Origin of the sequence: Pseudomonas sp. SJZ131 (assembly GCF_007828705.1) — a bacterium.
Lineage (GTDB): Bacteria > Pseudomonadota > Gammaproteobacteria > Pseudomonadales > Pseudomonadaceae > Aquipseudomonas > Aquipseudomonas prosekii.
In genome coordinates this window covers 167,384-192,631 of the sequence record NZ_VIVC01000007.1, presented here as the reverse complement: position 1 = coordinate 192,631, position 25,248 = coordinate 167,384, and the positions used below count along the sequence as shown (strand labels likewise).

The 25,248-nt window shown below is 61.3% G+C and carries 23 protein-coding genes; 10 read left to right on the top strand and 13 right to left on the bottom strand.

Going from position 1 to position 25,248, the window contains the following annotated elements:
* Nucleotides 1-50: 50 nt before the first annotated feature.
* On the bottom strand, nucleotides 51-1,952 hold the full coding sequence (gene quiC, locus FBY12_RS26290) for a 3-dehydroshikimate dehydratase QuiC (RefSeq protein ID WP_145257233.1): 1,902 nt from the start codon (nucleotides 1,950-1,952) through the stop codon (nucleotides 51-53).
* A 352-nt stretch (nucleotides 1,953-2,304) separates the two neighbouring features.
* Here quiC and FBY12_RS26285 point away from each other — a divergent pair, with 352 nt between their 5' ends.
* A complete protein-coding gene (locus FBY12_RS26285; protein ID WP_256663362.1) occupies nucleotides 2,305-3,618 on the top strand; it encodes an MFS transporter in 1,314 nt (437 codons plus the stop codon).
* A 133-nt stretch (nucleotides 3,619-3,751) separates the two neighbouring features.
* Here the strand turns inward: FBY12_RS26285 and FBY12_RS26275 are convergent, their stop codons facing one another.
* Nucleotides 3,752-4,630, bottom strand: coding sequence for a DMT family transporter (locus FBY12_RS26275; RefSeq protein WP_092277718.1), 879 nt, complete (start codon nucleotides 4,628-4,630; stop codon nucleotides 3,752-3,754).
* A gap of 237 nt (nucleotides 4,631-4,867) precedes the next feature.
* Nucleotides 4,868-5,644 (bottom strand): IclR family transcriptional regulator, encoded by a 777-nt coding sequence (locus tag FBY12_RS26270; RefSeq protein WP_145257228.1) that lies wholly within the window; start codon nucleotides 5,642-5,644, stop codon nucleotides 4,868-4,870.
* 253 nt (nucleotides 5,645-5,897) lie between these two features.
* Between FBY12_RS26270 and FBY12_RS26265 the strand changes: the two genes are divergently transcribed.
* On the top strand, nucleotides 5,898-6,791 hold the full coding sequence (locus FBY12_RS26265; protein WP_121732819.1) for a neutral zinc metallopeptidase: 894 nt from the start codon (nucleotides 5,898-5,900) through the stop codon (nucleotides 6,789-6,791).
* A complete protein-coding gene (locus FBY12_RS26260; protein WP_121732820.1) occupies nucleotides 6,792-7,751 on the top strand; it encodes an alpha/beta fold hydrolase in 960 nt (319 codons plus the stop codon).
* Between the two features lie 118 nt (nucleotides 7,752-7,869).
* Here FBY12_RS26260 and FBY12_RS26255 read toward each other — a convergent pair whose 3' ends face one another.
* The 3 genes from FBY12_RS26255 to FBY12_RS26245 form a co-directional block, all read right to left on the bottom strand.
* Nucleotides 7,870-8,463 (bottom strand): HAD family hydrolase, encoded by a 594-nt coding sequence (locus tag FBY12_RS26255; protein WP_145257225.1) that lies wholly within the window; start codon nucleotides 8,461-8,463, stop codon nucleotides 7,870-7,872.
* Nucleotides 8,460-9,329 carry an acyl-CoA thioesterase II gene (tesB, locus tag FBY12_RS26250; protein WP_121732822.1) on the bottom strand — a complete coding sequence of 290 codons (870 nt, stop codon included), beginning with the start codon at nucleotides 9,327-9,329 and terminating at the stop codon, nucleotides 8,460-8,462. The genes FBY12_RS26255 and tesB overlap by 4 nt, the downstream gene beginning before the upstream one ends.
* A 106-nt stretch (nucleotides 9,330-9,435) precedes the next feature.
* Nucleotides 9,436-10,005: a GNAT family N-acetyltransferase gene (locus tag FBY12_RS26245; protein ID WP_145257222.1), complete on the bottom strand. Its 570-nt coding sequence runs from the start codon at nucleotides 10,003-10,005 to the stop codon at nucleotides 9,436-9,438.
* A gap of 87 nt (nucleotides 10,006-10,092) precedes the next feature.
* Here FBY12_RS26245 and FBY12_RS26240 point away from each other — a divergent pair, with 87 nt between their 5' ends.
* Together FBY12_RS26240 and FBY12_RS26235 are read left to right on the top strand one after the other, a co-directional pair.
* Nucleotides 10,093-11,013 carry a histone deacetylase gene (locus FBY12_RS26240; protein WP_145257219.1) on the top strand — a complete coding sequence of 307 codons (921 nt, stop codon included), beginning with the start codon at nucleotides 10,093-10,095 and terminating at the stop codon, nucleotides 11,011-11,013.
* 283 nt (nucleotides 11,014-11,296) lie between these two features.
* Complete coding sequence (locus FBY12_RS26235) at nucleotides 11,297-12,538, top strand: TIGR03862 family flavoprotein (protein ID WP_178111818.1); 1,242 nt, start codon at nucleotides 11,297-11,299, stop codon at nucleotides 12,536-12,538.
* Between the two features lie 182 nt (nucleotides 12,539-12,720).
* Here the strand turns inward: FBY12_RS26235 and FBY12_RS26225 are convergent, their stop codons facing one another.
* Both FBY12_RS26225 and yedA read right to left on the bottom strand, forming a co-directional pair.
* Nucleotides 12,721-14,055, bottom strand: coding sequence for a DEAD/DEAH box helicase (locus FBY12_RS26225; RefSeq protein ID WP_145257213.1), 1,335 nt, complete (start codon nucleotides 14,053-14,055; stop codon nucleotides 12,721-12,723).
* Between the two features lie 65 nt (nucleotides 14,056-14,120).
* A complete protein-coding gene (yedA, locus tag FBY12_RS26220; RefSeq protein WP_121732827.1) occupies nucleotides 14,121-15,047 on the bottom strand; it encodes a drug/metabolite exporter YedA in 927 nt (308 codons plus the stop codon).
* A 162-nt stretch (nucleotides 15,048-15,209) separates the two neighbouring features.
* Here yedA and FBY12_RS26215 point away from each other — a divergent pair, with 162 nt between their 5' ends.
* Nucleotides 15,210-15,656, top strand: a complete 447-nt coding sequence (locus FBY12_RS26215; protein WP_092277696.1) for an Lrp/AsnC family transcriptional regulator — start codon at nucleotides 15,210-15,212, stop codon at nucleotides 15,654-15,656.
* A gap of 107 nt (nucleotides 15,657-15,763) precedes the next feature.
* Here FBY12_RS26215 and FBY12_RS26210 read toward each other — a convergent pair whose 3' ends face one another.
* The 3 genes from FBY12_RS26210 to FBY12_RS26200 all read right to left on the bottom strand — a co-directional run bounded on the left by FBY12_RS26210 (nucleotide 15,764) and on the right by FBY12_RS26200 (nucleotide 17,803).
* The gene (locus FBY12_RS26210) at nucleotides 15,764-16,375 is read right to left on the bottom strand and encodes a PolC-type DNA polymerase III (RefSeq protein WP_145257210.1); all 612 of its coding nucleotides are present in this window, start codon (nucleotides 16,373-16,375) and stop codon (nucleotides 15,764-15,766) included.
* A 22-nt stretch (nucleotides 16,376-16,397) separates the two neighbouring features.
* Nucleotides 16,398-16,877 (bottom strand): NYN domain-containing protein, encoded by a 480-nt coding sequence (locus tag FBY12_RS26205; protein WP_054616703.1) that lies wholly within the window; start codon nucleotides 16,875-16,877, stop codon nucleotides 16,398-16,400.
* A 161-nt stretch (nucleotides 16,878-17,038) separates the two neighbouring features.
* On the bottom strand, nucleotides 17,039-17,803 hold the full coding sequence (locus FBY12_RS26200; protein WP_145257208.1) for a DUF2076 domain-containing protein: 765 nt from the start codon (nucleotides 17,801-17,803) through the stop codon (nucleotides 17,039-17,041).
* Between the two features lie 177 nt (nucleotides 17,804-17,980).
* Between FBY12_RS26200 and FBY12_RS26195 the strand changes: the two genes are divergently transcribed.
* Together FBY12_RS26195 and FBY12_RS26190 are read left to right on the top strand one after the other, a co-directional pair.
* Entirely contained in the window at nucleotides 17,981-18,655 is a 675-nt protein-coding gene (locus FBY12_RS26195) for a YciC family protein (RefSeq protein WP_145257205.1), read from the top strand.
* A 74-nt stretch (nucleotides 18,656-18,729) separates the two neighbouring features.
* Nucleotides 18,730-19,809 carry an endonuclease/exonuclease/phosphatase family protein gene (locus FBY12_RS26190; RefSeq protein ID WP_145257202.1) on the top strand — a complete coding sequence of 360 codons (1,080 nt, stop codon included), beginning with the start codon at nucleotides 18,730-18,732 and terminating at the stop codon, nucleotides 19,807-19,809.
* Nucleotides 19,810-19,856: 47 nt separating this feature from the next.
* On the opposite strand, the gene hrpB is transcribed toward FBY12_RS26190, so the two are convergent.
* Nucleotides 19,857-22,373 carry an ATP-dependent helicase HrpB gene (gene hrpB / locus FBY12_RS26185; RefSeq protein WP_145257199.1) on the bottom strand — a complete coding sequence of 839 codons (2,517 nt, stop codon included), beginning with the start codon at nucleotides 22,371-22,373 and terminating at the stop codon, nucleotides 19,857-19,859.
* Nucleotides 22,374-22,628: 255 nt separating this feature from the next.
* Between hrpB and FBY12_RS26180 the strand changes: the two genes are divergently transcribed.
* A complete protein-coding gene (locus FBY12_RS26180) occupies nucleotides 22,629-23,048 on the top strand; it encodes a polyribonucleotide nucleotidyltransferase (protein ID WP_092277683.1) in 420 nt (139 codons plus the stop codon).
* A 41-nt stretch (nucleotides 23,049-23,089) separates the two neighbouring features.
* Nucleotides 23,090-23,995 carry a cation diffusion facilitator family transporter gene (locus tag FBY12_RS26175; RefSeq protein ID WP_121732832.1) on the top strand — a complete coding sequence of 302 codons (906 nt, stop codon included), beginning with the start codon at nucleotides 23,090-23,092 and terminating at the stop codon, nucleotides 23,993-23,995.
* Here the strand turns inward: FBY12_RS26175 and FBY12_RS26170 are convergent.
* Nucleotides 23,980-25,041: a DUF6515 family protein gene (locus FBY12_RS26170; protein WP_145257196.1), complete on the bottom strand. Its 1,062-nt coding sequence runs from the start codon at nucleotides 25,039-25,041 to the stop codon at nucleotides 23,980-23,982. The genes FBY12_RS26175 and FBY12_RS26170 overlap by 16 nt on opposite strands.
* Nucleotides 25,042-25,248: the final 207 nt, after the last annotated feature.

Below are 25,248 nucleotides of genomic sequence, written 5' to 3'. Positions count from 1 at the left end.
CGGTGAAGGAACCCGCGCGGCGTTGTTTTCACAGCGTGTTTACGATTTTGCTACAACTTTGCCTGACGAACGGCGCCACTTCGCGACTTGGCCATCGCCGCCAGACGCACCGCCACGTTGGCCGCGCCGTAACCGGCGTAACCGTTCTTGCGCTGAATGATTTCGAAGAAAAAACGTCCTTCAAACGGCTCGGTGTAGACGTGAAACAGCTCGCCGCCGTTCGCGTCGCGGTCGTACAACACGTTGAAATAGGCCAGTTCACTGAGGAATTCATCATCAAAATCGAAACGCGCGGCGAGGTCGTCGTAGTAGTTGAGCGGAATATCCAGCAGCGGCACGCCCGCCTCTTTCGCGCGGCTGACTTCGGCGAAGATGTCGTCGCAGTCAAACGCGATGTGATGCACCCCGGAGCCGCGATAACTCGACAGCGCGTGTGAGATGGCGGTGTTGCGGTTCTCGGAAATGTTCAGCGGCAAACGGATCGAACTGTCGCGGCTGCGCAACGCGCGGCTCTTCACCAGACCATACGGATCGGGCAGGACCACTTCGTCGTCGGCCTCGAAATCCAAAAGGCTCTTGTAGAACAGCACCCAACTGTCGAGGCTGTCCGCCGGCAGCGCCATCGCCATGTGGTCGATGCGCTTGAGGCCGCCGCTCGCGCCGGCATTCGGTTGCAGATTGAAATCGGTGCCGTAGACATCGGCGTGTTGGTCCACCAGATAAATCAGGCTGCCGTCGGGTGCGCGCACGGCGGCCAATTCCAGTTCGTTGGGGCCGACCAGTCCGCGATACGGCTGACCTTTATAAGCCACGGCGCGGGCCAGCGCACTGGTGCTGTCGTTGACGCGCACGGCGGTGGCACAGAGCGACGGGCCGTGGGCCTCGAAAAAACTATGGGCAAAAGAATACGGTTCGGAGTTGAGGATCAAGTTGATATCGCCCTGGCGCAGCAGGCTCACGCTCTTGGAGCGATGCTGCCCGGCCTTGACGAAACCGAGGCGCTCCAGCCAATGCGAGAGCTTGGCGCCGAGGCTTTCGTCGACGGCAAACTCGAGAAACTCGATGCCGTTGTAGGCGCTGGCCTTGGGCGTTTCGAAGAGGATGTCGAGATTCGTTGCTGGCGTGATTTCCTGCGCCAGACGTTCGCGGGTTTTCTCCTCCAGGTACAGCAACGAACGCAAACCGTCAGCGGCATTGGCCCGTGGCGGCGCGGCGCGGAAGCCGTCGTTGAAGATCTCCAGCGACAGCGGCCCGGTGTAACCGCTCTGGATGATCGGCGCGAGGAAACCCGCCAGATCAAATTCGCCCTGACCGGGGAAGCAGCGGAAATGCCGGCTCCACTCCAGCACGTCCATGGCCAGAATCGGCGCATCGGCCATTTGCACGAAAAAAATCTTGTCACCCGGAATCTGCGCGATGGCGCTCGGGTCACCTTTGAGCGATAACGTGTGAAAACTGTCGAGCAACACGCCGAGGCTCGGGTGATCCGCCTGACGAACGATGTCCCACACCTGTTGATAAGTGTTGACGTGGCGGCCCCACGCCAGCGCTTCGTAACCGATGCGCAAGCCCCGCGCACCGGCGCGTTCGGCGAGCAGGCGCAAGTCGTCGACAAGGATTTGCTGATCACCAATGGAGTCGGCCGCCGAGTTGCTGCACACCAGCACCAGGTCCGTGCCGAGCTCCTGCATCAGGTCGAACTTGCGCTCGGCGCGTTCGAGGTTGCGCGGCAGGCGATCGCGGCGGCAGCCTTCGAAGTCGCGAAACGGCTGGAACAGCGTGATGGCGATGCCCAGATCCGCGCACATCTGCCTGATTTCACGAGGGCTGCCGTCGTAGTACAGGAGGTCATTTTCGAAAATCTCTACCCCGTCGAACCCGGCGGCGGCAATGGCTTCGAGTTTTTCCGGCAGGGTGCCGCTCAAGGAAACGGTGGCAATGGAACGCTGCATATTTCGACTCCCGGTGATGTGCACGCGATCCCTGTAGGAGCAGGGCTTGCCCGCGATGGCGATCTTGGGGACCATCGCGGGCAAGGCTTGCTCCTACGGAAGGGGCATTTTTGTTGGAACAAATTATTCGCCTCAAGATTCCACACAGCAATTCAAAGTGTACTAGCCAGTTAGTTTTATGTGCGATTATCGAACACAATGGCCCGCAGCGAATTGACGATTTTTTGTCCACTGCCCAACATCCACTGCACGTTGAGCCCGGTCATGAACCGCCGCGGCTCGGGTAACCAAGACCCAGAACACCACATAAAAACAATCGGTGGCCTACATGACTCCTTCGCAAAGCTCTCCCATGGAGCGTTCCTCCATGACCTCTGCCCACGGTGGTATCGGCGACAAAATCCGCGGCGCGCTGGCGGTCGGCAAAACCCGTTGGGGCATGCTGGCGCTGGTGTTTTTCGCCACCACCCTGAACTACATCGACCGCGCCGCCCTCGGCGTCATGCAGCCCATTCTCGCCAAGGAAATGAGCTGGACGGCGATGGATTACGCCAACATCAACTTCTGGTTTCAGGTCGGCTACGCCATCGGTTTTGTCCTGCAAGGCCGGTTGATTGACCGCATCGGCGTCAAACGCGTGTTTTTCTGCGCCGTGCTGCTGTGGAGCCTGGCCACCGGCGCGCATGGCTTGGCGACCTCGGCGGTGGGCTTCATGGTGTGCCGGTTCATTCTCGGTTTGACCGAGGCGGCGAATTACCCGGCGTGCGTGAAAACCACGCGGCTGTGGTTCCCGGCCGGCGAGCGTGCGGTGGCCACCGGTATTTTCAACGCCGGGACCAACGTCGGCGCGATGTTCACGCCGATGCTGTTGCCGCTGATCCTGCATGTGTGGGGCTGGCAGTCGGCGTTCCTGTGCATGTCGGCACTCGGCGGGATCTGGTTGCTGTTCTGGGGTTTGAAATACTTCAACCCGGAAGATCACCCGAGCGTCAAACAATCGGAACTGGCCTACATCCAGAGCGAAGTCGAACCGCCACAGACCCGCGTGCCGTTCTCGAAAATCCTGCGTATGCGCGGCACCTGGGCCTTCGCCCTCGCCTACTCGATGACCGCGCCGGTGTTCTGGTTTTACCTCTACTGGCTGCCACCGTTTCTCAATCAGCAATACAACTTGGGCATCAACGTGACCCAGATGGGCATTCCGCTGATCATCATTTACCTGACCGCCGACTTCGGCAGTGTCGGCGGCGGGATTCTTTCTTCGTTCCTGATTGGTCGCGGGGTCAACCCGATCAAGGCGCGGCTGCTGTCGATGTTGTTGTTCGCCTGCTGCATCATCGGCGTGATCATGGCCGCGGGTTCGAGCAATCTGTGGGTGGCGGTCGCGGCGATTTCCCTGGCCATCGGCGCGCACCAGGCCTGGACCGCGAACATCTGGAGCCTGGTGATGGACTACACGCCTAAACACATGATGAGCACGGTGTTTGGTTTCGGCGGCATGTGTGCGGCGATTGGCGGGATGTTCATGACGCAATTGGTCGGGCACATCCTGACGGTGACCAACAACAACTACACGGTGTTGTTCACGCTGATCCCGGCGATGTACTTCATCGCGCTGATCTGGATGTACTTCATGGCACCGCGCAAGATTCCAACCGTCGAATAAAGCCCCTGCCCCTGTAGGAGTGAGCCTGCTCGCGATCGCGTCGTTTCAGTCAACATTATGCTTGCCTGATACACCGCCATCGCGAGCAGGCTCACTCCTACAGGTTTGTGTTTCTACAGGTTGATCGGCATTGTCAGCGGCGGCTCTGCTGCCACGCCGCCGCCAGCCCGCTGCAGCAAATCACCGCGATCCCGACCACGGTGGTCACGGTTGGCGTGTGCGCAAACAGCAACCAGCCGAGCAGCCCGGCGAACACAATCTGGCAATAACCAAACGGCGCCAGCAGCGCCGGGGCCGCGTAGCGGAAGGCTTGGGTCAGGAACAAATGCGCGGTCATCCCGCAACTCCCCAGCGCCAGCATCAACAGACCATGCCCGAGCGTCGGCACCTGCCAGAAGAACGGCACCAGCGCGCTCATCACCAACGTGTTGCACAACCCGGCGAAGAAGTTACTGGTGGTCGGGCTGTCGATCTGGCTGAGCTTGCGCGTGAGCAACTGATAGAAGCAGAAGAACATCGCCGAGCAGAACGGCAGCAACACCGCCGGGGTGAACAGTTCGCCGCCGGGGTGGACGATGATCAGCACGCCGACAAACCCGCAGATCACCGCGATCCATTGGCCACGGGTGACGTGTTCCTTGAGCAGCGGCACCGACAGCGCAGTCACCAAAACCGGCGCGAGAAAGTTGACCGCCGTGGCTTCGGCCAGCGGGATATAGAGAAGGCCGGTGGTGAAAAACAGACTGGTGCCGAGCAGGCACAACGCCCGCGCCAACTGCAGCAATGGCCGTTTGGTACGTAGGACGCGTAACCCGGACTGCGGCAGAAAAATTCCCGCCATCAACAAGGTGTGAACCACGTACCGCGCCCACACCACCATGACGATCGGGTAGAACCCTGAGAGGTATTTCGACAGCGCGTCATGACTGGAAAACAGGAACGTTGCGGCGACGATCAGCAAAATCCCTTTGAAGGGCTGGTTGACACCGGAGAGTGGCGTGCTGATGGTCATGGCAATCCTTTGGAATCTGATTCCAACAATTTAGAACCTGGTTCCAGATTCTTGTAGCGATGAAAGATAAAAGTGTGCGAACAACGCCCGCTTTCTCACCAAAACCTGTAGGAGCAGAGCTTGCTCGCGAAGGGTCCTTCGCATTCAACATAGATGTCGACTGAAACGCCGCCATCGGGAGCAAGCTTTGCTCCCACAGGGCTTTGCGCGCCGACAGTTTTGTGGCGAGCGAGCAATTCAGGTAAACAACTCCGACGCCAGGCTCGCCGCCGACAACTCATCCGCAAACTTCGACAACAGTGGCGCCAGTTCATGCAATCGCGCGCCGGGCATTCTTGCGCTCGGCCCGGCGATGCTCAGCACGCCGATCACCCGGCCATCACTCGGATGGCGCACCACCGCAGCAATTGCCGAGGTGCCGACCGCCGAACTTTCTTCGACCCAGGCATAACCTTGTTCCCGCGCCAGGCGCAGGCGTTCGAGCAATTCAATATTGGAGCGCGGCGCGTTTGGCCCGAGGTCCTTGGGCCGCTCGCCGCCCTGGCGCTCGACCAGCGACAACGCCTCGGCATCGCTCATGCACGCCAGCCACGCGTGGCCCGACGCGGTGTAGAACAACGGCGCATCGCGGCCTATGTCCGGGTCATAACGCAAACCGGAACGGGCGCCCTGGGATTTCGCGATCCAGGTCTGGCGCTCGCCTTCGATCACGCCGAGGCGCACCAGTTCGCCGGTTTCCTCGGCGAGTCGGTCGAGCACCGGTTGCACGATGTCGGCGCCGCTGCTCGACAAATAACGAAAACCCATTGCCACCAGTTTGGTCGACAAGTGATACCGCAGGTTTTCCGGGTTCTGCCGCACATAGCCCAGACGAATCAGCTCGGCGAGTAGCCGATGGGTCGCGCTTTTGGGGATTTCCAGTTGCTCCGCCAGCGTCTGCATCGGCACGCCGCGCGGGTCATTGGTGAGGCTTTCGAGCACACTGAAAACACGTTCGATCTGACTGCCAGCCATGCAAGGCTCCCGACACAATTTGGCCGATTCTAAAAGATCGTGCGATGAATGCAAAATCTGGAACCGGCGCCTACTGCGCCGCCCTGCGACAAATAGCCGAGCACCGACGGAATTCGCCGCTCGATTAAAGCTCAATACATCGCTGCACGTGGCCGGCCCGCCCCAGTCAAAAGATAGACGACCGGACTGGCGCCACACCGGACCACCAACGACACTCAACGCATCTCCCCCAGTAAAGAAAGAGGATTCCCACATGCTATGGAAAAAAGGCCGACGCAGCGACAACGTGGTCGATGCCAGGGGCGATGATGTCGGCGGCGGTGGCGGCGGGATGCGTTTTGGTGGCGGCAAGGGCTTGAGCCTGACCGCCATCGTGTTGATTGTCGGGATTGGCTGGATCACCGGCCAGGACCCGATGCAAATTCTCGGGCAACTGACCGGACAGATGAGCGAACAATCGGCGCCGGCCACCACGCAAACGCGCAAAGCGCCGCCGGCCAACGATCAGCAAGCGGAATTCGTCCGTTCGATCCTCGGCGATACCGAAGACACCTGGGGCCAGGTTTTCCAGCAGGCCGGCAAGCAATACCGCAACCCGACGCTGGTGCTGTTCAGCAATCGAGTGAATTCGGCGTGCGGCCTCGCGACCTCGGCGACTGGGCCGTTTTATTGCCCGGCCGATCAGAAGGTCTACCTGGACATGGCGTTTTTCCAGGAAATGTCGCAACGTTTTTCTGCGGCGGGCGACTTCGCTCAGGCCTACGTGATTGCGCATGAAGTCGGCCACCACGTTCAAACTTTGCTCGGCGTTTCAGCGAAAATTCAGACCGCCCGCCAGCAAGGTCGGCAGATGGAAGGCGATGGTGGTTTACTGGTGCGCCAGGAATTGCAGGCCGATTGCCTGGCCGGCGTCTGGGCCAACCATGCGCAGCAGCGCCTGAACTGGCTGGAACCCGGCGATATCGAGGAAGCCTTGAATGCCGCCAACGCGATTGGCGACGACCGTTTGCAGCAACAAGGTCAGGGCCGCGTGGTTCCGGACTCCTTTACTCACGGTACGTCAGCGCAAAGGGTGCGCTGGTTCAAAACCGGTTTCGCCCAGGGCCAGGTTGGCCAGTGCGACACCTTTGCGGCGAAAAATCTGTAAATGCATAAATGGTGGTTACTGCTGTTGCTCGCCTGCGCCAGTGCGCAGGCCGACGATACCGGGGTCAAGGAAGTCAGCCCCGGCCGATTGCTCTTGAAGGAAGGCGAGATGGCGGTGGGCATTGGCCCGGCGCCGGAAAAAATCGAGCGCGTGCTGATCATCGTGCACGGCCGCTTGCGCAACTCGGAAACCTATCGCCGCAGCGCCGAACAAGCCGCCGCTCTGGCCGGGCAAAGTGCGAACACGCTGGTGATCGCTCCGCAATTTCTCAATGAAAAAGACATCGCGCTGTTCTCGGTCGCCGACACGGTATTGCGCTGGCAGGGCAATGACTGGATGGCCGGCGGCATGGCCACCGCGCCGTTTGCGCTGAGTTCGTACGGCGCGCTTGATCAGATCGTCGAGCGCATCGCTGATCGCCGGCAGTTTCCGGACGTGAAACAAATCGTCATCGCCGGCCATTCCGGCGGCGGCCAAGTGGTCCAGCGCTACGCATTGCTGGCGCACGAGCAACCGGCGCTCAGCGCTGCGGGAGTGAAAATCCGCTACGTGGTGGCCAATCCTTCGTCTTATGCCTACTTCAATGAACAGCGGCCGGTGGCGTTCGATCACGCGCGTTGCAGCGGTTTTAATCGCTGGAAGTACGGTCTGACCGACATGCCGATCTATGCCGGCGGGCAAACGGCGGCGCAGATCGAAGCCGTTTATATCAAGCGTGACGTGACGTATCTGCTCGGTCAGGACGATATCGACCCGCAGCATCCGGCGCTCGACAAGGGTTGCGAGGCTGAGGCGCAAGGGGCTTATCGATTGGTGCGCGGGCGCAATTTCTTCAACTATCTGTTGCGGCGCAACCCGCAAGGGGTGAATCAGCGTCTGGTCGAAGTGCCCGGAGTTGGCCACAGCGGCAAGGGGATTTTTACTTCGCCGGAGGGCCAGAAGGTTTTGTTTGGGCAGTGAGGATTTGGCGTGCCTGAGCAGGCCTCTTCGCGGGCAAGCCTCGCTCCTACAGAGAAACGCATTGCCCGTGTAGGAGCGAGGCTTGCCCGCGAAGGCGATTCCACAGGCAATAAAGCACTTAAGCCAAAAGCATCCGCCGCAACTCGACACAATCCTGCGCATGCCAATCCGTCAGTTCCGGCCACGGATTTTCCGGCAGATTCACCAGCACCGTCCGCGCCCCCGCCGCGCGCCCGCAATCCAGATCAAATCGGTAATCGCCGACCATCACCATCTCGCTCGCCGGCACATTCCACGCTTCGGCCAATTTGAGCAAACCGCCGGGATGCGGTTTTGGCGGCGCTTCATCGCGGCCCAACACATCCTCGACCGCAAAGCAGTCAGCCAGGCCAATGGCCTCCAGCGTCACGTGCGCCAACTCGCGTGCATTACGCGTGAGAATACCCAGGCGATAACCGCGCGCAGCCAGGTCACGCACCAGTTCCACCGCACCCGGCGCCGGTTTCGAGCCCAATGCGAGATCGCGTTCATGCTCCAGCAACCACGCATGTTTGGCGGCCGCTTCGGCGGCTGGCAGTGCTGCGAGGTGAGTCAGAATGTCGTCTTCGGCCGGAATCGACAGCGCCACGCGGATCGCCGCGAAATCATGCACCGCCACCGTCAGCGTGCCGTCCATGTCGAACACCCAATGGCGTACCTCGGTCAGGCTCATGCCCAATCCTTGCGATGGCGAATCAGCCCTTCCTGGGTTACCGACGCCACCAGTTGCCCGGCGCGATTGAACACGCTGCCACGGGAGAACCCACGCGAATTGCCGGCCCACGGACTGTCCATCGCGTAGAGCAACCAGTCATCGGCGCGCAGATCGGAATGGAACCACAAGGCGTGATCGAGGCTGGCGACCTGCATGTCTTTCTGCCACACCGATTTGCCGTGCGGCAGCATCGAGGTGGTCAGCAAACCGAAGTCCGAGGCATAGGCCAGCAGGTATTTGTGCAGCGCCGGCAGGTCGGCAAGATTGCCGTCGGCGCGAAACCACACGTACTTGATCGGGTCCGCCGGTTGCGGGTTGTACGGGTCTTTCTCGGTCACCGGGCGGACTTCGATCGGTTTTGCGCAGAGCAGTTTTTCGCGCATGTGTTCCGGGATCAAATGCGCGCGCTGCTGGAACAGTTCGAGTTCCGACGGCAGGCTTTCCGGGCCGACCACTTGCGGCATTTCGGTCTGATGCTGGAAGCCTTCTTCGTCGTACTGGAAAGATGCGCTGCAGGTGAAAATCGGATGGCCCTTCTGAATCGCCGTGACCCGGCGCGTGCTGAAACTGCCGCCATCGCGCACCCGGTCAACCTGATACACCACCGGCAACTTGGCGTCGCCCGGGCGCAGGAAATAACCGTGCATCGAGTGCACATGCCGCGCCTCTTCGACCGTCTGGCTGGCCGCCGACAACGACTGACCGAGCACCTGACCGCCGAACAACTGACGGAAACCCAGGTCCTGGCTGCGGCCACGGAACAGGTTTTCTTCAATCGGTTCCAGGGTCAGCAGGTCTACCAGGTCTTCCAACACTTGGCTCATTCAGGCTCTCCTCACACAAAGCAATGCCGCGCAGTCTTGGCTGCGGCGGTCGATTCAGTTAATGGCCCAGGCCAACGTGGCGACCATTGTAAACGTCCGCGCAGGCTTATCCATGCAAGGTTTGCAGCCATTGTTCACGGCTGATGCGGTACAACACGTGCTGGCGCAACGGATGATCGGCGGCGAGACGCGGATGCGCGAAGTCGTCGTGCGGATCGTGTTGCATGCCGATTGCCTGCATGACTTTCTGCGATGGCAGATTGGTTTGCGTGGTGAACGACACGATCTCTTTCAGCGCCAAGCGATCAAACCCGCAGCGCAGAGCGGTCCATGCCGCTTCACTGGCGTAACCCAAACCCCAATGTTCACGCGCCAGGCGCCAGCCGATTTCGGTGGCCGGGGTAAAAGGCGCGTCGAAGTTGACCAGCGCCAGCCCGGTCAGCCCGATGAATTGGCCGGTGTCCTTGCGCTCCAGCGCCCAGAAACCGAAACCGTGTTCGGCAAAATGCCCGCGAATCCGCCCGATCAGCGACGCACATTCCAGCCGACTCAACGGCGCCGGGAAATAACGCATCACCTGCGGGTCGGCGCACATTGCCGCAAACTCGGGCAAATCCTCATCGCGCCACTGGCGCAACAGCAGCCGCGCGCTCTCGAGTTGCAGTATTGGCTCCATGGTGCCCTCTCCGTTTCAATCCATTGAGTCTATATCGCTGGTAGGATCGTTCACTTATTCCTACTGCCGCCGTCGATAAATCTGACAATGTCCTTGCCGCTGATCTACCACGAAGACTACAGCCCCGAGTTCCCGGCGGAGCACCGCTTCCCGATGGACAAGTTTCGTTTGCTGCGCGATCACTTGGTCGACAGCGGCCTTGTGCGCGACGCCGACCTGCTGCGCCCGCAGTTGTGCCCGGCAGAGATTCTCGCTCTCGCCCATGACCCGGCGTACATCGAGCGCTACATGAGCGGCGAGTTGTCGCGCGAAGACCAGCGCCGCCTCGGTCTGCCGTGGAACGAAGCGCTGGCGCGGCGCACCGTGCGCGCGGTCGGCGGCTCCTTGCTGGCGGCCGAGCAGGCACTCGAACACGGCTTGGCCTGCCACTTGGCCGGCGGCACCCATCACGCGCATTACGACTATCCGGCCGGGTTCTGCATCTTCAATGACCTGGCGGTGATCAGCCATTACCTGCTGGCAAGCGGTCGGGTCAACCGCGTGTTGATCTTCGATTGCGACGTGCATCAGGGCGACGGGACCGCGCGGATTCTGCACAACACGCCGGACGCGGTGACCGTTTCCCTGCACTGCGAAAAGAACTTTCCTGCACGCAAAGCCGAAAGTGACTGGGACATTCCGTTGCCCAAAGGCATGGGCGATGCCGAATACTTGCAAGTCGTCGACGATGCGCTCAACTATTTGCTGCCGCTGTATCAACCGGACCTGGTGTTGTACGACGCCGGGGTCGATGTGCATAAGGACGACGCTTTGGGTTACCTGAAGCTGACCGACGAAGGCGTCGCCGCGCGCGATGAAAGCGTGATGCGCCATTGCCTGGGCCGCGACATCCCGGTAGTCGGCGTGATTGGCGGCGGCTACAGCAAAGACCGCCACGCTCTGGCGCGCCGCCACGGCATCCTCCATCACAGCGCGCAACGGGTCTGGCAGTCATCAGGTTGTCACTGAGCTGTGGATGCTTTACCCACAATGCCTGTGGAACTGCCTGTGGATAACCTGAGCGAAAGCGCCTGCAGCCCATGCGTTGTATAGCGTGCAGAACACTGGTTGCTTTTTGATCACACTTTTCAACACCATAAATTCCCGTAGGAGCGAGGCTCGCCCGCGAAGGCGCCTGCATATCCGCAATCAAGTTGCCTGACACAGCGCTTTCGCGGGCAAGCCTCGCCCCTACCCCCTGACCGGTGCTGGTAGAATGCGCCGCTTATTCCGCCACGCCGCAGCTCTCGCCATGACGCAATCCCCCGCCGCCCTCCCCCCGCAAGTCGCCATCATCGGCGGAGGCCCCGCTGGCCTGATTGCCGCCGAGGTATTGAGCCAGGCCGGAATCAGAGTCGATCTGTACGACGGCATGCCGTCAGTGGGACGAAAATTCCTCCTGGCCGGCGTCGGCGGCATGAACATCACGCATTCCGAAGCCTACCCGGCCTTCCTCTCGCGCTACGCCGAACGTGCGCCGCACATCGCGCCACTGCTGCGAGCCTTCGGCGCCGAGGCGTTATGCCAGTGGATTCACGACTTGGGCATCGAAACCTTTGTCGGCAGCTCCGGGCGAGTCTTCCCTACTGACATGAAAGCCGCGCCGCTGTTGCGCGCCTGGCTCAAACGCCTGCGCGATGCCGGCGTAGTTATCCACACCCGCCATCGCTGGCTCGGCTGGAATGCCGACGGCAGCCTCAACGTCGCCAGCCCCGACGGTGAAAAATCCTTGAAGCCCGACGCGACGCTGCTCGCCCTCGGCGGCGGCAGTTGGTCGCGCCTCGGCTCGGACGGCGCGTGGATGCTGCCTCTGGAACAACGCGGTGTAGGACTGGCGCCGTTGCAACCGAGCAATTGTGGCTTCGAGGTGCAGGCCTGGAGCGAATTGATGGTCAGCAAATTCGCCGGCGCGCCGCTGAAAAACATCGCAATTGGTTTGAATGACGACGTGCCGCGACTGGGCGAATGCGTGATTACCGCGACTGGCATTGAGGGCAGTTTGATCTACGCGCTCTCGGCGCCGATCCGCGACGCGATCAACCAGCATGGTTCGGCGACGGTGCATATCGATCTGTTGCCGGGCCGGCCTGTGGATAAAGTCATGGCGGCGCTGAGCAAACCGCGCGGCTCGCGGTCGATGGCCAAACATCTGCACAGTCAGTTGGGGATCGATGGGGTGAAAGCGGCGTTATTGCGCGAATTGACTGACGCGCAATGTTTTGCCGACCCGGCATTGCTCGCCCGAGCGATCAAGGCGTTGCCGCTGACATTGGTCAAAACCCGGCCACTGGATGAGGCGATCAGCAGTGCCGGCGGCGTGACGTTTGAGGCGATGGATGAGCGATTGATGCTCAAGCAATTGCCCGGCGTGTTCTGCGCGGGAGAAATGCTCGACTGGGAAGCGCCGACTGGCGGCTATCTGCTGACCGGGTGTTTCGCCAGCGGGCGGGCGGCCGGATTGGGCATTTTGGAGTGGTTGCAGCGTAATAACTGAGGACGGCGGCGCGTCCATCGCGAGCAGGCTCACGCCGACACCGGATCTGCAAACGACACAGATCAAATGTAGGCGTGAACCTGCTCGCGAAGGCGCCCTGGCCGACGCCGATCAAAGCAAACCTTGTCACTGATCGCCCCCACGCTCGGCGTGGGAACGATCCTTGGACGGTCCTCAGGCATTCAAGGCTTTTTCTTGCGCGGCCCAGTGTTGAACACCGGCACTTTGCGCACTGGTTTGATCGAAGGTTCCACCGCCGAAGCGTCGCCACTTTCGACCCACTTGCCGAGGTTACGCTTGCTGCCACCGGAGGTCTTTGGCTTCTTCGGTTTTTTCGGTTTCTTGACCACTTGGCCACTGGAATCGGTATCCGGCACCCGGTGCTCGGGCTCGAAATCCTGCTCGGTCTGGCGGGTCAGTGTCTGACGGGTCAACATCTCGATGGCCGACAGCTGATTCACTTCATCAGCGCACACCAACGAAATCGCCTCACCGGTAGCGCCCGCGCGACCGGTACGGCCAATGCGATGGATGTAGTCCTCAGCCACGATCGGCAGGTCGAAGTTGACCACCAACGGCAAATCTTCGATATCCAGACCGCGGGCCGCAACGTCGGTGGCCACCAGAATCTGAATCTCACTGGCCTTGAACCGATCCAGCGCCCGCTGCCGGGTTGCCTGCGGCTTGTCGCCGTGAATACCGTCGGCATTGACGCCCAGGCCCTGGAGTTTTTCCACCAGCGCGTCGACACCATTGCGGGTCTTGGCGAACACCAGCACCTGTTTCCATTTTCCTTTGCGCAGCAAATGAATGAACAGCTCCGGTTTGCGCTTCTTGTCCACCACCACCACCCACTGCTTGACGGTGTTGGCGGCAACGTTGCGCGGGCTGACTTCGATGCTCAGCGGATCGTTGAGCATTTGCCCGGCGAGCAGGCGGATCGCGTCGGAGAACGTCGCGGAGAACAACAACGTCTGCCGCTGTTTGGGCAGCACGCGGTAAATATTCCCCAGTTCCTCGGAAAAACCGAGGTCGAGCATGCGGTCGGCTTCGTCGAGGATCAGCGTTTGCAGCTGATTGAACTTGAGCGCTTTCTGCCGATACAAGTCGAGTAAACGCCCCGGCGTCGCCACCAGCACGTCGACCCCTTTGCGCAGCTTCATCATTTGCGGGTTGATGCTGACGCCACCGTAGGCAGCGTAAGTGGTCAGCGGCAGGTTTTCGGCGTACTGGCGCACGGCTTCGTGAACCTGCTCGGCCAGCTCGCGGGTCGGCACGAGGATCAGCGCGCGTACCGAGTTGGAGGCCACTTTCGGCCCTTCCATGGCCAGTAACTGCAGCAGCGGCAGCGCGAAACCGGCGGTCTTGCCGGTGCCGGTCTGGGCCGCAGCCATCAGGTCGCGACCGGCCAGCACGGCCGGAATGGCTTGCGCCTGAACCGGCGTAGGCGTCTGGTAGCCGAGCGTCTCAAGAGAGCGCAGCAAGGGTTCGATCAGGCCAAGGGAGGCGAAAGTCATGGGATTACCGTAGGAAAATGCGAAGCGGTTGTGCAAAACGAGTGTGCAATGGCGCGCAGTTTACCCTAATTCACCCGCGATTCTGTCGGCGCCACCGTCGCAGGTCGCACCGGCGCCCGACGCCACTGCGGCAAGCCGATCAACACCACCGCGCTGATGATCACCAGCATTGCCAGCGCTTCTTCAATACCAATGGTTTCGCCGACAAACACGATGCCGAGCAGCACCGCCACCGCCGGGTTGACGTAGGCATAACTGGTGGCCGCCGCCGGACGCACGTTTTTCAGCAAGTACATATAGGCGTTGAACGCGATGATCGAGCCGAAAAATGTCAGATAGGCCAACGCCGCCCAGCCTTCCAGCGGCGGCATTGCTTGCAGATGCTCGCCGCTCAGCGCGCTGCCGATCAGCAGCGCGACGCCGCCGACGAGCATTTCCACGGCACTGGCCATCGCGCCCTGGGGCAGCGGCAAATGTTTGCTCCACACCGAGCCGAACGCCCACGCTGCGGCGGCGAAGATCAACAACGCCGCGCCCAGCGGGCTCGATTGCAGATTGGAGCCGAGGTTGAGCATGCCGATGCCGATCAGCCCCAGGACAATCCCCGCCCACTCGAGCCGCGTATTGCGCGCGCCCCAGAAGTAACCGAACAGCAAGGTGAACAGCGGCACCGTTGCCACCGCCAGTGCGGCAACGCCGGAAGCCACGCCAGTGTGTTCGGCGACACTGACCGCGCCATTGCCGCCCGTCAGCAGCAAGATGCCGATAATGCCCGCCGCTTTCCACTGCGCCCACGTCGGTGCCGGCGCCCCGCGCCAGCGCAGGAAGGCATACATCAACGTGCCGGCGATCACGAAACGAATCCCGGCCAGCAACAGCGGCGGCCAATATTCGACGCCGATGCGGATCACCAGATAGGTCGAACCCCAAATCACGTACAACGCAAAAAAGGCAGCAATCAACGGCAAGGGAAAGCGACGTAAGCCAGGCATGGGCAGCTCGAAGACAGGTCAAATTGAGTCAATAGTTTAGAAAGGCTGACGGGTAAAAATAAGTTACAAAACCTGTTTATCGCAGCAGTACACTTTTCAAAACACGGAGATCAGCGCTATAAACCGTGCATTCGAAAGTCGGGGTATTTTCAGGAATTGTTCATGGACAAGTACGACCGCATGCTGCTCAGCGCCCTGTTGGAAAACGGTCGCGCGTCCTACGCCGATCTGGCGCGCAAAGTGAACCTGTCCGCGCCAGCCGTGGCCGAGCGCGTGGCCAAGCTTGAGGCGTGCGGGGTGATCACCGGTTATCAGGCGAAAGTCGATATGTCGAAGATTGGCCTGCCGATCCAGTGCGTGATCGAGCTGCGCCTGAACCAGCATGGCCAGCAGAAGACCTACGACGACCTGATCAAAATTCCGCAACTGACCGAATGCCATCGGGTGACCGGCGACCCGTGCGTGATCATGCAAGCGGCGGTGGGGTCAATGCCTGAATTGGAAGAGTTGATCAACCGGATCGCCAAATTCGGCTTTAGCAAAACTTCGATTGTGCTGTCGAGCGCGATAGAAAAGCGCGTGCCGTTGGGGCAGTTGGAAGGCAGGTAGTGAGGCGGGTGACGCCTTTGCGGGCGAGCCTCGCTCCTACGCGGAACTCATCGCCCGATAGGAGCGAGGCTTGCCCGCGAAGGGGCGCGCCCACGCACCATCACCCGCTAGAAGCCGCGATGGCGCTTGAGGTGTTCGTTGATCTTCGCCGCCGGGACTTTCTGCAGGCTGACCAGCAGATCATGTGACAAATCGCGCAAGCCATGGGTCTGGCGCAGTTCGGCGGCAAGGTGCGCGGTCAGGTTAGCGGCCATTTCCGCGTCCGCCATCGCCCGATGAGCCTTGCCGGTGTGCGGCAGGCTGGCGAAGGTGGTCAGCGTTCCGAGCTTGTGATTCGGCGCCGCCGGCATCAGGCGTCGGGCCAATAACAGCGAGCAGGCAAAGTTCTGCAACCGCGTGCGTTTGATCCGCCCCAGCTCGAAATCCCAGAACTTCTGGTCGAACGCGGCGTTGTGCGCGAGCAACGGCGTGATGCCGACAAACTCGTTGACCTCGTTCATCACCTGCTCGGCCGAGGGCGCGGTGCGCAGCATGGCGTTGCTGATGCCGGTGAGTTGTTCGATGAAGGCCGGCACGCGCACGCCAGCGTTCATCAGGCTTTGGTAACGCTCGACGATGCGCCCCTGTTCGAGGATCACCACGGCGATTTCCGTGGCCCGGCAGCTGCTGCTCGGGGAGATCCCGGTGGTTTCAAAGTCGATGACTGCTATGCGTTCCAAACCTGTTTCAACTCCGTAAAAATCAATTCTTGAGCAGCAACGCGCCTTCGATCGGCACGTAGCGGCTGGCGGCGCGAATCAGCGAATTCGCGGTCAGCCCGGGCACGCCATACGCCACGGCTTGCACGCCGTGTTTGCTGATGATGCGCTCCAGCAACATGTCGAAATCACCGTCGCCGGAGGCCAGCACCACTTCGTCGACATGGTCGGCGGCGTCCATGATATCGAGCGTAATGCCGACATCCCAATCGCCCTTGGCCGAGCCATCGCTGCGCTGGATGTAGGGTTTGAGTTTCACCACGAAACCCAGATTGCGCAGGATCTGCTGGAACTGCTGCTGCTTGCTGTCGCCGCGATCGATCGCGTAGGCATAAGCCTCGACGATCTCGCCCTGTTTGCTGATATCAGCCCACAGCGCCGCATAGTTGAAGTGGCAACCATAGGCCTGACGCACGGTGTAATAGAGGTTTTGAACGTCGGCAAACACTGCGATTTTTTTCATCGCTGCTTCCTATTGGCACGCAAGCGCCTGAACTCTTGACGCAAACGTGCGCAGGCTGGGATCAGGCACCTGGCCCGAAAAGTCGCCCAGTATGCCAGCCTGAAGGAATGATCCGCGAATAATCAGCCCGGAGCGCGGCCGCGCCCCGGACGAGTGGTGGGTCAGATGAACGAATCGTCGTCACCGCCGAAGAATGACGAGCTGTCATCGCTGAAGTCGGCGTCGCTGAAATTGCCCTGATCGCTGGTGTCGTTGCCGGCCATCTGCTGGTCGTTGCTCCAGTCATTGGCGTTTTGATCAGTGGCGTTTTGATCATTGGCTTGCGCCGGTTCTTCGCGAATGATTTCGACGATTTCCTGCGGTTGATGGCCGCCGTGGAACAGGCTGCTGATGCCTTCCGCCAACATCACCCCACCGGCCACGCCGGCAGCGGTTCTCAGTGCGCCACCGAGGAAACTGGGTGCCTGTGGTTGTGCGGCGTTGCCCTGCTGCGCGGGGAAACTCTGCTGCGGCGCTGGCGAATTGAAGGATGGCCGGGCCGGTTCGCGCCAGCCGCCGCCGGCCGGTGCTGCGCCGGGATTTGGGTTTGGAGGCGGCGCAGGCTGCGAATCGCGCGAGCCGCCGCCGAAGATGCTCGACAAAAATCCACCACCCGACGCCGCCGGGCCCTGCGACTTGGCTTGTTGCAGTTCGGCCTGCAACTGCTGGATCTGTTGTGCCTGTTGCTTGTTCTGCTGATCGAGACTTTTGAGCGCCGCCTCTTGCACCAGAATCGCCTGGGTCATGAAATAGCCCGCAGCGGGCTGCCGCATCAGGTGTTCCTTGATCCGCGCCTCGGCCTGGGCGTCGCGCGGGGCTGCATCCGTTTCGGCCTGTTGCAGCCGTGAAAACAGTCCATCGATCAGGGTTTGTTCTTCGCTGTTCATGGCGACCTCATAGATTGCCGGGAATATCGTCACCCTCATCCACCGTGGATAAGGTGCCTGACAGTTATGGGGCTGATACAAGATGTTTCAACAGCCTTTACCGAACGTTTACGTTTGCGCCCCCCAGCGCATCATCGGTTAAAGTGTGGCACTGCTTTTAACCTGCGATACCAACTGATGAATCCGTTCGAAGTGCTGCGTGACTCCCTGTATTTCTTCAAGCGCAATCTGAGCCAGATCGTGCAACTGTGCTTGCCGCTGGTGATGTTCGAGGCGTTCCTGCAACAAATCGTCGACAACAATACCAGCCCGGAAGGTTTCCCCGGTTACAGCGTGTTGGTCGGGTTGCTGGTGTATCCGCTGTACACCGCCGCGCTGATTCTGTTTCTCGACGCGCGCAGCCGTGGCGAATCGCCGCGCACCCGTGACCTGCTGGCGATGTCCACCACTCTGTGGCCACGCTTTGCACTGCTGACCGCGCTCAATACCTTGCTGATTTTGCTTGGCCTGTCGCTGTATTTCCTGCCGGGCATCTGGCTGATGGTGACACTGGCGTTTGCCGAGTATTTGCTGGTGCTGCGCGGCATGGCGCCACTGGCGGCAATGAAGGAAAGCCTGCGCCTGACGCGCGGCCATTTCCTGCGGATTCTGGTGTGCATCCTGGCGGTGATGGCGCCGTTGTGGCTGCTCAAGGGTCTGAGTCTGGAGTTCTATCCACAACCACAGAATCCCGTGCTCAGCTGGCTGATCGACAGCGCCCACAGCTTTTTGCAACTGTTCACCAGCGTGGTCCTTTTCCGCATGTTCATGCTGGTCGGCGAAGCGCCTGACAAAAATGACCGAATAGTCTGACCGCTCTACCGTTGGGCGCGGGCAGCGCTCTCGGGTATGCTCGGGGCCTCTTTGTAACGCTATAAGCCGAGCCAATGACCCGTCTCCTGCGCTACACCCTGCTGAGCCTGTTGCTGATCGTCGGCCTCGGCGCACTATTGATTTACAGCGTGACCTGGCGCCCCGAAGCCAAGGAAGTGTTGCCGGTCAGTTGCACCGCAAAGGCGCCGACGCTGGTGCCCGGCCAGGCCCTGAAGGTGATGACCTGGAACGTCCAGTACCTGGCAGGCAAACGCTATGTGTTCTGGAATGACCTGGCACAGGGCGACGACGAAAGCCCGACCCAGGAAGACATGGCATTCAGCCTCGATGAAGTGGCGCGGGTGATTCGCGACGAAGAGCCCGACATCGTCCTGTTGCAGGAACTCGATGACGGCGCCAAGGCCAGCGACTATCAGAACCAGTTCAAACTGCTGCAGGAACGCGTCGCCGACCTGTTCCCGTGCAGCGCTCACACCTTCGACTGGAAAGCCGACTTCGTCCCCGAGCCGCATATCTTCGGCAGCGTCGGCCGGCAATTGGCGACGTTGAGCCGCTACCAGATCGGCCATGCCGAACGCGTGCAATTACCGGTGGTGCCAGCCAACTTCATCAGCCGCCAGTTCAAACCGAAAAACGCCTTGCTGGCGACGTACCTGCCGCTGAGCGATGGCGGGCAGATCGCGGTGCTCAACACTCACCTGGAGCGCGTTGTTCAACCGGACGACACCCTGCAAGCGCAAGTGACCGCCGTGGGCAAAGTCCTCGACCGCTACGAAGGCCGGGGCACGCCGTGGTTGATCGGCGGCGATTTCAATCTGCTGCCGCTGGGCCAATACCGACGTTTGCCCGCCGAGCAACGTACACCCTTCTCTGCCGACAGCGCGTTGCATGTGTTGTGGGACAAATACCCGATGATCCCCAGCAACAGCGAGGCCAGCGGAGTCAATCGCGCGCAATGGCTGACCCATTACCCGAACGATCCCGGCCTCAGTGGCCCGGACCGCACGGTGGATTATCTGTTTTACAGCCCGAGGATCAAACGCGTCGAAGCGACGGTGAGACAGGACGACACGTTGCGCATCTCCGATCACCTGCCAGTGATCGCGCGGTTTTTGTTGCCGGCGGCCCCGTAGTCCGAATCAAAGCTTCAAGAGCAGGCACGCGGCGCCGCTCCAGCTGACTATTTGCGCGGTTTGATCCGCGCCGTCGCCTCGGCCACCAACGGGTCATCCGGCCAGTAATGTTTCGGATAACGGCCCTTCAAATCCTTCTTCACTTCGGCATACGTGCTGCGCCAGAAGTTCGCCAGATCCTGCGTCACCTGCACCGGGCGCCGCGCCGGCGACAACAAGTGCAGCTTGACCACTTGCCGGCCACCGGCAATGCGCGGGGTTTCGGCGAGGCCGAACAGTTCCTGCAAACGCACCGCGAGAATCGGCGGTTGCTCACTGTAATCCAGGCGAATCGATGACCCGGACGGCACGCTCAGATGGTGCGGCGCCAGCTCATCAAGGCGTTGCGGCAACGGCCATGGCAGCAGGTTATGGACGATGCTCGACAGGTCCAGATTGGCGAAGTGGCTGAGCCGCGAGACTTTGCCCAGGTACGGCATCAGCCAGTGTTCGAGGTTGTTCAGCAACGCCGCATCACTGACATCCGGCCATTCACTTTCACCCTTGCCGCCGAGGTTCAACTGGCGCAACAAAGCGACGCGCGCCTGCCACTGACGCAGTTCCGGGGTCCACGGCAACAGCTCCAGACCTTTGCGCCGCACCAGATTGACCAACGCCTGACTGCGCGCCGTTTCGTCGAGCCCGGTCAGCGGCTCGCGGCTGAGGATCAGTTCGCCGACCTTGCGCTGGCGCTCGGCACGCAACACGCCTTCGCGCTCGTCCCAATCCAGCTGATCGACGCAGCGCACCTGCTCGGCCAGCACCGAGTCAAACAGCGCCGGATCAAAATCCGCCGCCAGATAAATCCGTTCTTCACGTTGGCCCTGACGGCTGCCGAGGTCGGCAATCACCAGCCACGCCTGCTTCATCAAACTGTCGGCCTCGGCGAACAACGCCGCGCGGCCGTTGGCCAGGCGATATTCCGCCGCCCCGGCGCGGCGTTGTTGCGCGACCCGGTCCGGGTACGCCAGCGCCAGCAAGGCACCGAGCCAGCGTGGATGCTCGGGATCGCTGACCGGCGCCGAGGCTTTACCGCGCAGATAACCGCGATATTGCCGCGCCAATTGCCGAGCCCGTTGCACACCGCCCTGAGCCCCGCGCGCGGCGCGTTCTTCGCCGGACAACAGCACCAGTCGACTGTGCAGATCGGCGCCCGCACCGCGCAAGATATCGCGTTCACCGAGCAGCGCCGCGACGTCGCACGCCATCTCCGCGAGCCCCAGCGCTTGCCCGCGCAGCAGCAAGTGCGCGATGCGTGGATGCGCCGGCAACTGCGCCATTGCCTGGCCATGAGCGGTCAACGCTTCGCCGTCGAGTGCGCCGAGGCGCTCAAGCAAATCCTGCGCTTGGGCATAAGCGGCGGCGGGCGGAATATCGAGCCAGACCAATTGCCCCGGCGCCACGCCCCAACGCCCGAGCTGCAACGCCAGACCGGCAAGGTCCGCCGAGAGTATTTCCGCGCTCGCGTAGGCAGCCAATTGTTCGTGCTGGTCTTGCGACCACAAGCGATAACACACGCCTGGCTCCAGGCGCCCGGCCCGGCCGGCACGTTGCGTGGCGCTGGCGCGGGAGATGCGCTGCGTGTCGAGGCGGGTCATGCCGCTGCCCGGATCGAAACGCGGGACCCGCGCCAATCCGGCGTCGATCACCACGCGCACGCCATCGATAGTCAGGCTGGTCTCGGCGATGTTGGTCGCCAGCACCACTTTGCGTTGGCCGACAGGCGCCGGATCAATCGCCGCACGTTGCGCAGCGAGGTCCAGTTCACCGTGCAAGGGACAGAGCAAAACTGCCGAACTCGCGCCCAGCGCGTCGGCCAATTGCTGATGCACCCGACGAATCTCAGCTTGCCCCGGCAGGAACACCAGGACGCTGCCGGTTTCGTCGTTCAGCGCTTCGAGGATGGTCTGGACCAAACGTGGCTCGATGAATTCACCGGGCTGAAACGGCCGGCCCCAGCGCATCGCCACCGGGTACATCCGGCCTTCGCTGCGCAGGATCGGCGCGTCGTCGAGCAACCCGGCGAGGCGCTCGCCTTCCAGCGTCGCCGACATCAGCAGAATTTTCAGCGGCTGGTCGTCACGAAACAGTTCGCGGCCATTCAGGCTCAGGGCCAGCGCCAGATCGGCGTCGAGGCTGCGTTCGTGAAACTCATCGAAGATCAGCAAACCGACGCCATCCAGCGCCGGATCATCCTGCAAACGCCGGGTAAGAATGCCTTCGGTGACCACTTCGATACGCGTGTTCGGCCCGACTTTGCTGTCCAGGCGAATGCGATAACCGACGGTTTCGCCGACCTTCTCGCCCAGTTCACTGGCCAAGCGCTCCGCCGCCGCCCGCGCCGCCAGCCGTCGTGGTTCAAGCATCAGAATGGTCTGCCCGGCCAGCCACGGCTCATGCAACAAGGCCAACGGCACGCGGGTGGTTTTGCCGGCACCGGGCGGCGCTTCGAGCACCGCTTCGTGGCGCGTCGTCAAGGCTTCACGCAGCGCGGGTAAAACTTCGTCAATCGGCAGAGAATTCATGCTGGCTCCACAGGGCATGCCGACATTTCAGCCCGAAGGGCCGAACCGCCAAAAAATTCATTGGCCTTCACACGTTGTCGATCTGAAAAAAACAACTTCAATCCTCAGCGATTGCACTAGGGGTGAGACGCGGCCGCAATTTACGGTGGGCACGCCCTGCGAGCGCGAGTATAACGGCGAACTGCCAAGTGTTCGTTGCGGTCCTAATTCGTATCGACGACGCTTCGTTTCCAGATGACTCAGGAGATTTTTCCCATGCGTATTCCTTTTCGCCTGATCGGCGGTGTGCTGGTCGCGACTTTGCTGACTCAAGTCACTGCTTGCGGATCGATTTTCTATCCTGACCGGCGTGGCCAGATCGACGGCAAGATTGACCCGGCGATTGCCGTGCTCGATGCCGTCGGCCTGCTGTTTTATGTGATTCCCGGACTGATTGCGTTTGCCGTGGACTTCGCCACTGGCGCGATTTATTTCGAGCCGGGCAAGACTGCGCAAGTGGCGCCGGAGAAACTCAAGGAAGCCATCGGCCCGGACGGTCAGGTGGATAACCGCAAGTTGCAGACCATTCTTGAAACCGAACTGGGCCGTAGCTTCCCGCTCGACGATCCGCGCCTGATTCAGCACAAGGGCAGCACGCAGCAACTGGCGATGTTCGGCCTGCAACCTGCCGCGTAATTGGCGCACTTATTTGCGCACTTAAAGGAACCGCCGCACTTATGACCACCAGCCTCGAACACGCTCGCCTGCTGCGATTGGCGACCCGCGCCTCGGTGGCGGTGGCTTGCACGTTGATAGTTGCGAAAGCCATTGCCTGGTGGCTGAGCGGTTCGGTGAGCATGCTCGCCGGGCTGACCGACTCGGCGCTCGACGGCATTACCTCGTTGCTCAATTTGCTCGCGGTGCATTACGCCTTGCGCCCGGCGGATGACGATCACCGCTATGGCCACGGCAAGGCTGAATCGTTGTCCGGCATGGCGCAGGCATTGTTCATCGGCGGCAGTGCGGTGTTGATCGCGCTCCAGGCGTTTGACCGTTTGCAACATCCGCAGCCGGTGGGCGCGCCGTGGCTGAGCATTGGCGTGATCGTTTTCTCCCTCGCGCTGACCGTGGCGTTGCTGATGTTGCAGCATCGGGTGATCAAGGCCACTGGCTCCAACGCCGTGCGCGCCGACTCGCTGCATTACCGTTCCGACCTGATGCTCAACGGCAGCATTCTGCTGGCGCTGGTGCTCGCCGGGTTTGGTTTCAATCAACTGGATGCGTGGTTTGGTCTGGGGATTGCCGCGTACATTCTCTGGAGCGCGGTGCAGATCGCCCGGGAAAGTTTTGCCGTGCTGATGGACGAGGAGCTGCCGACGGACGTCAGCCAGCACATGCTCGAATTGGCCTGCGCGGTGCCCGGCGTATTGGGCGCGCATGACCTGCGCACGCGGATTTCCGGTAATCACTGGTTTGTGCAGTTGCATCTTGAATTGCCGGGGGAACTGACGCTGTCAGTCGCCCACGGCATCAGCGATCAAGCCGCCGAGGCAATTCACGCCGCTTATCCGCGAGCCGAAGTGCTGGTGCACGCCGACCCGCAGGAAGTGGTGTTGGCCGCCAAGACTCAGAACGTCACCTGATAACCGCGACTGGCCAGGCAGTTGCCCTGCGCCTGTCGATAAGCTTGCACCACCGATGGATCAGGCTGATACGTGGCGGTTTGCGGGTTGAAGCCACTTTGCTGCGTCGCGTATTGCGAGCATTCGTAACCGTCCTGCGCGACTTGCTGCGGCGACTGGCCATTGGCCGGGTACGCCGTCACGTCGATCCCATTGCTGGTCGGTTGCTGTGGCGCAACGCCGACCGGCGGCTCGACCACCACGTAATCCTGAGTGCTTTGTTCGTAGGCGTAATACGAACCGGCGGCGAGGAACAGCAGCGCGCCACCGACCCACACTTCGCGCGCGTAATCGGGCATGTATTGCACGCGAATCCCGCGCGGCGGTTGCACCACCACATAACGCGGACCTTGCGGGCGATACCAGTAGCCGCCGGAATAGTAGTAATCCTGGCCACGATACGGCACGCGGAAATCGCGGTCCGGGAAGCGGTCGACCATCTGTCCGGGACGATACTGCGGGCCCGGCCCCCAACCGTTGCCGTGGCCACTCGGGCGACCTATCCAACGATAGTCGTCGGGACGTGAACCGGGGCCGCCGGTCTGCCAATGCTGGTTGTTATCGTTGCGCCGCGGGATGTCCTGATAGTAGCCACGGCGCGGTTCCTGGGTCTGGCGCACGGCGTCGGGCCGGGGCTGGATCGGCAGGCTGTTGGCCGGCAGTTGCGGCGGTGGCGGCGCCGGGCGAACTTGGGTATTGGCATCACGCGGGCCACGGTTCTGCCATTGGCCGTTCTGGTTTTGATCGTGGTTCTGGTTCTGGTTCTGGTTCTGGTTCTGACCGTTGTGCTCGAACTGGCGGCTGTTGTCGCCACGAATAATCTGGTTATTCTGCGGTCGCGGCTGATTCTGCTGCTCGCCGCCACGGCCCTGATTGTTACCCTGCTGCTCCGGTCCGCGCTGTCCACCCTGCGGGCCGCGACTTTGCGGGTCATCGGCGAGCGTTTGCGCGCTGACACTTACACACAGCAAACCAACACCGGCCAAACGCCAGATGCGCGACTTCATGCTCTTCCTCACTGCGGGTTAGGACCTGTACGTAAGACTGGGAAAGCACAGGCTTGTTCTGCAACAGGTTATCAGTCACGCAACTTATTTATTGAGCGCTGATTGGCTCAACGTCCTGCAATAAATCGCGGGCAAAAGAAAAGGGAGACCCGTCGGCCTCCCTTTGAGAACTTCATCCGTGCTCAACGCTTTTGACGTTGGCTCACC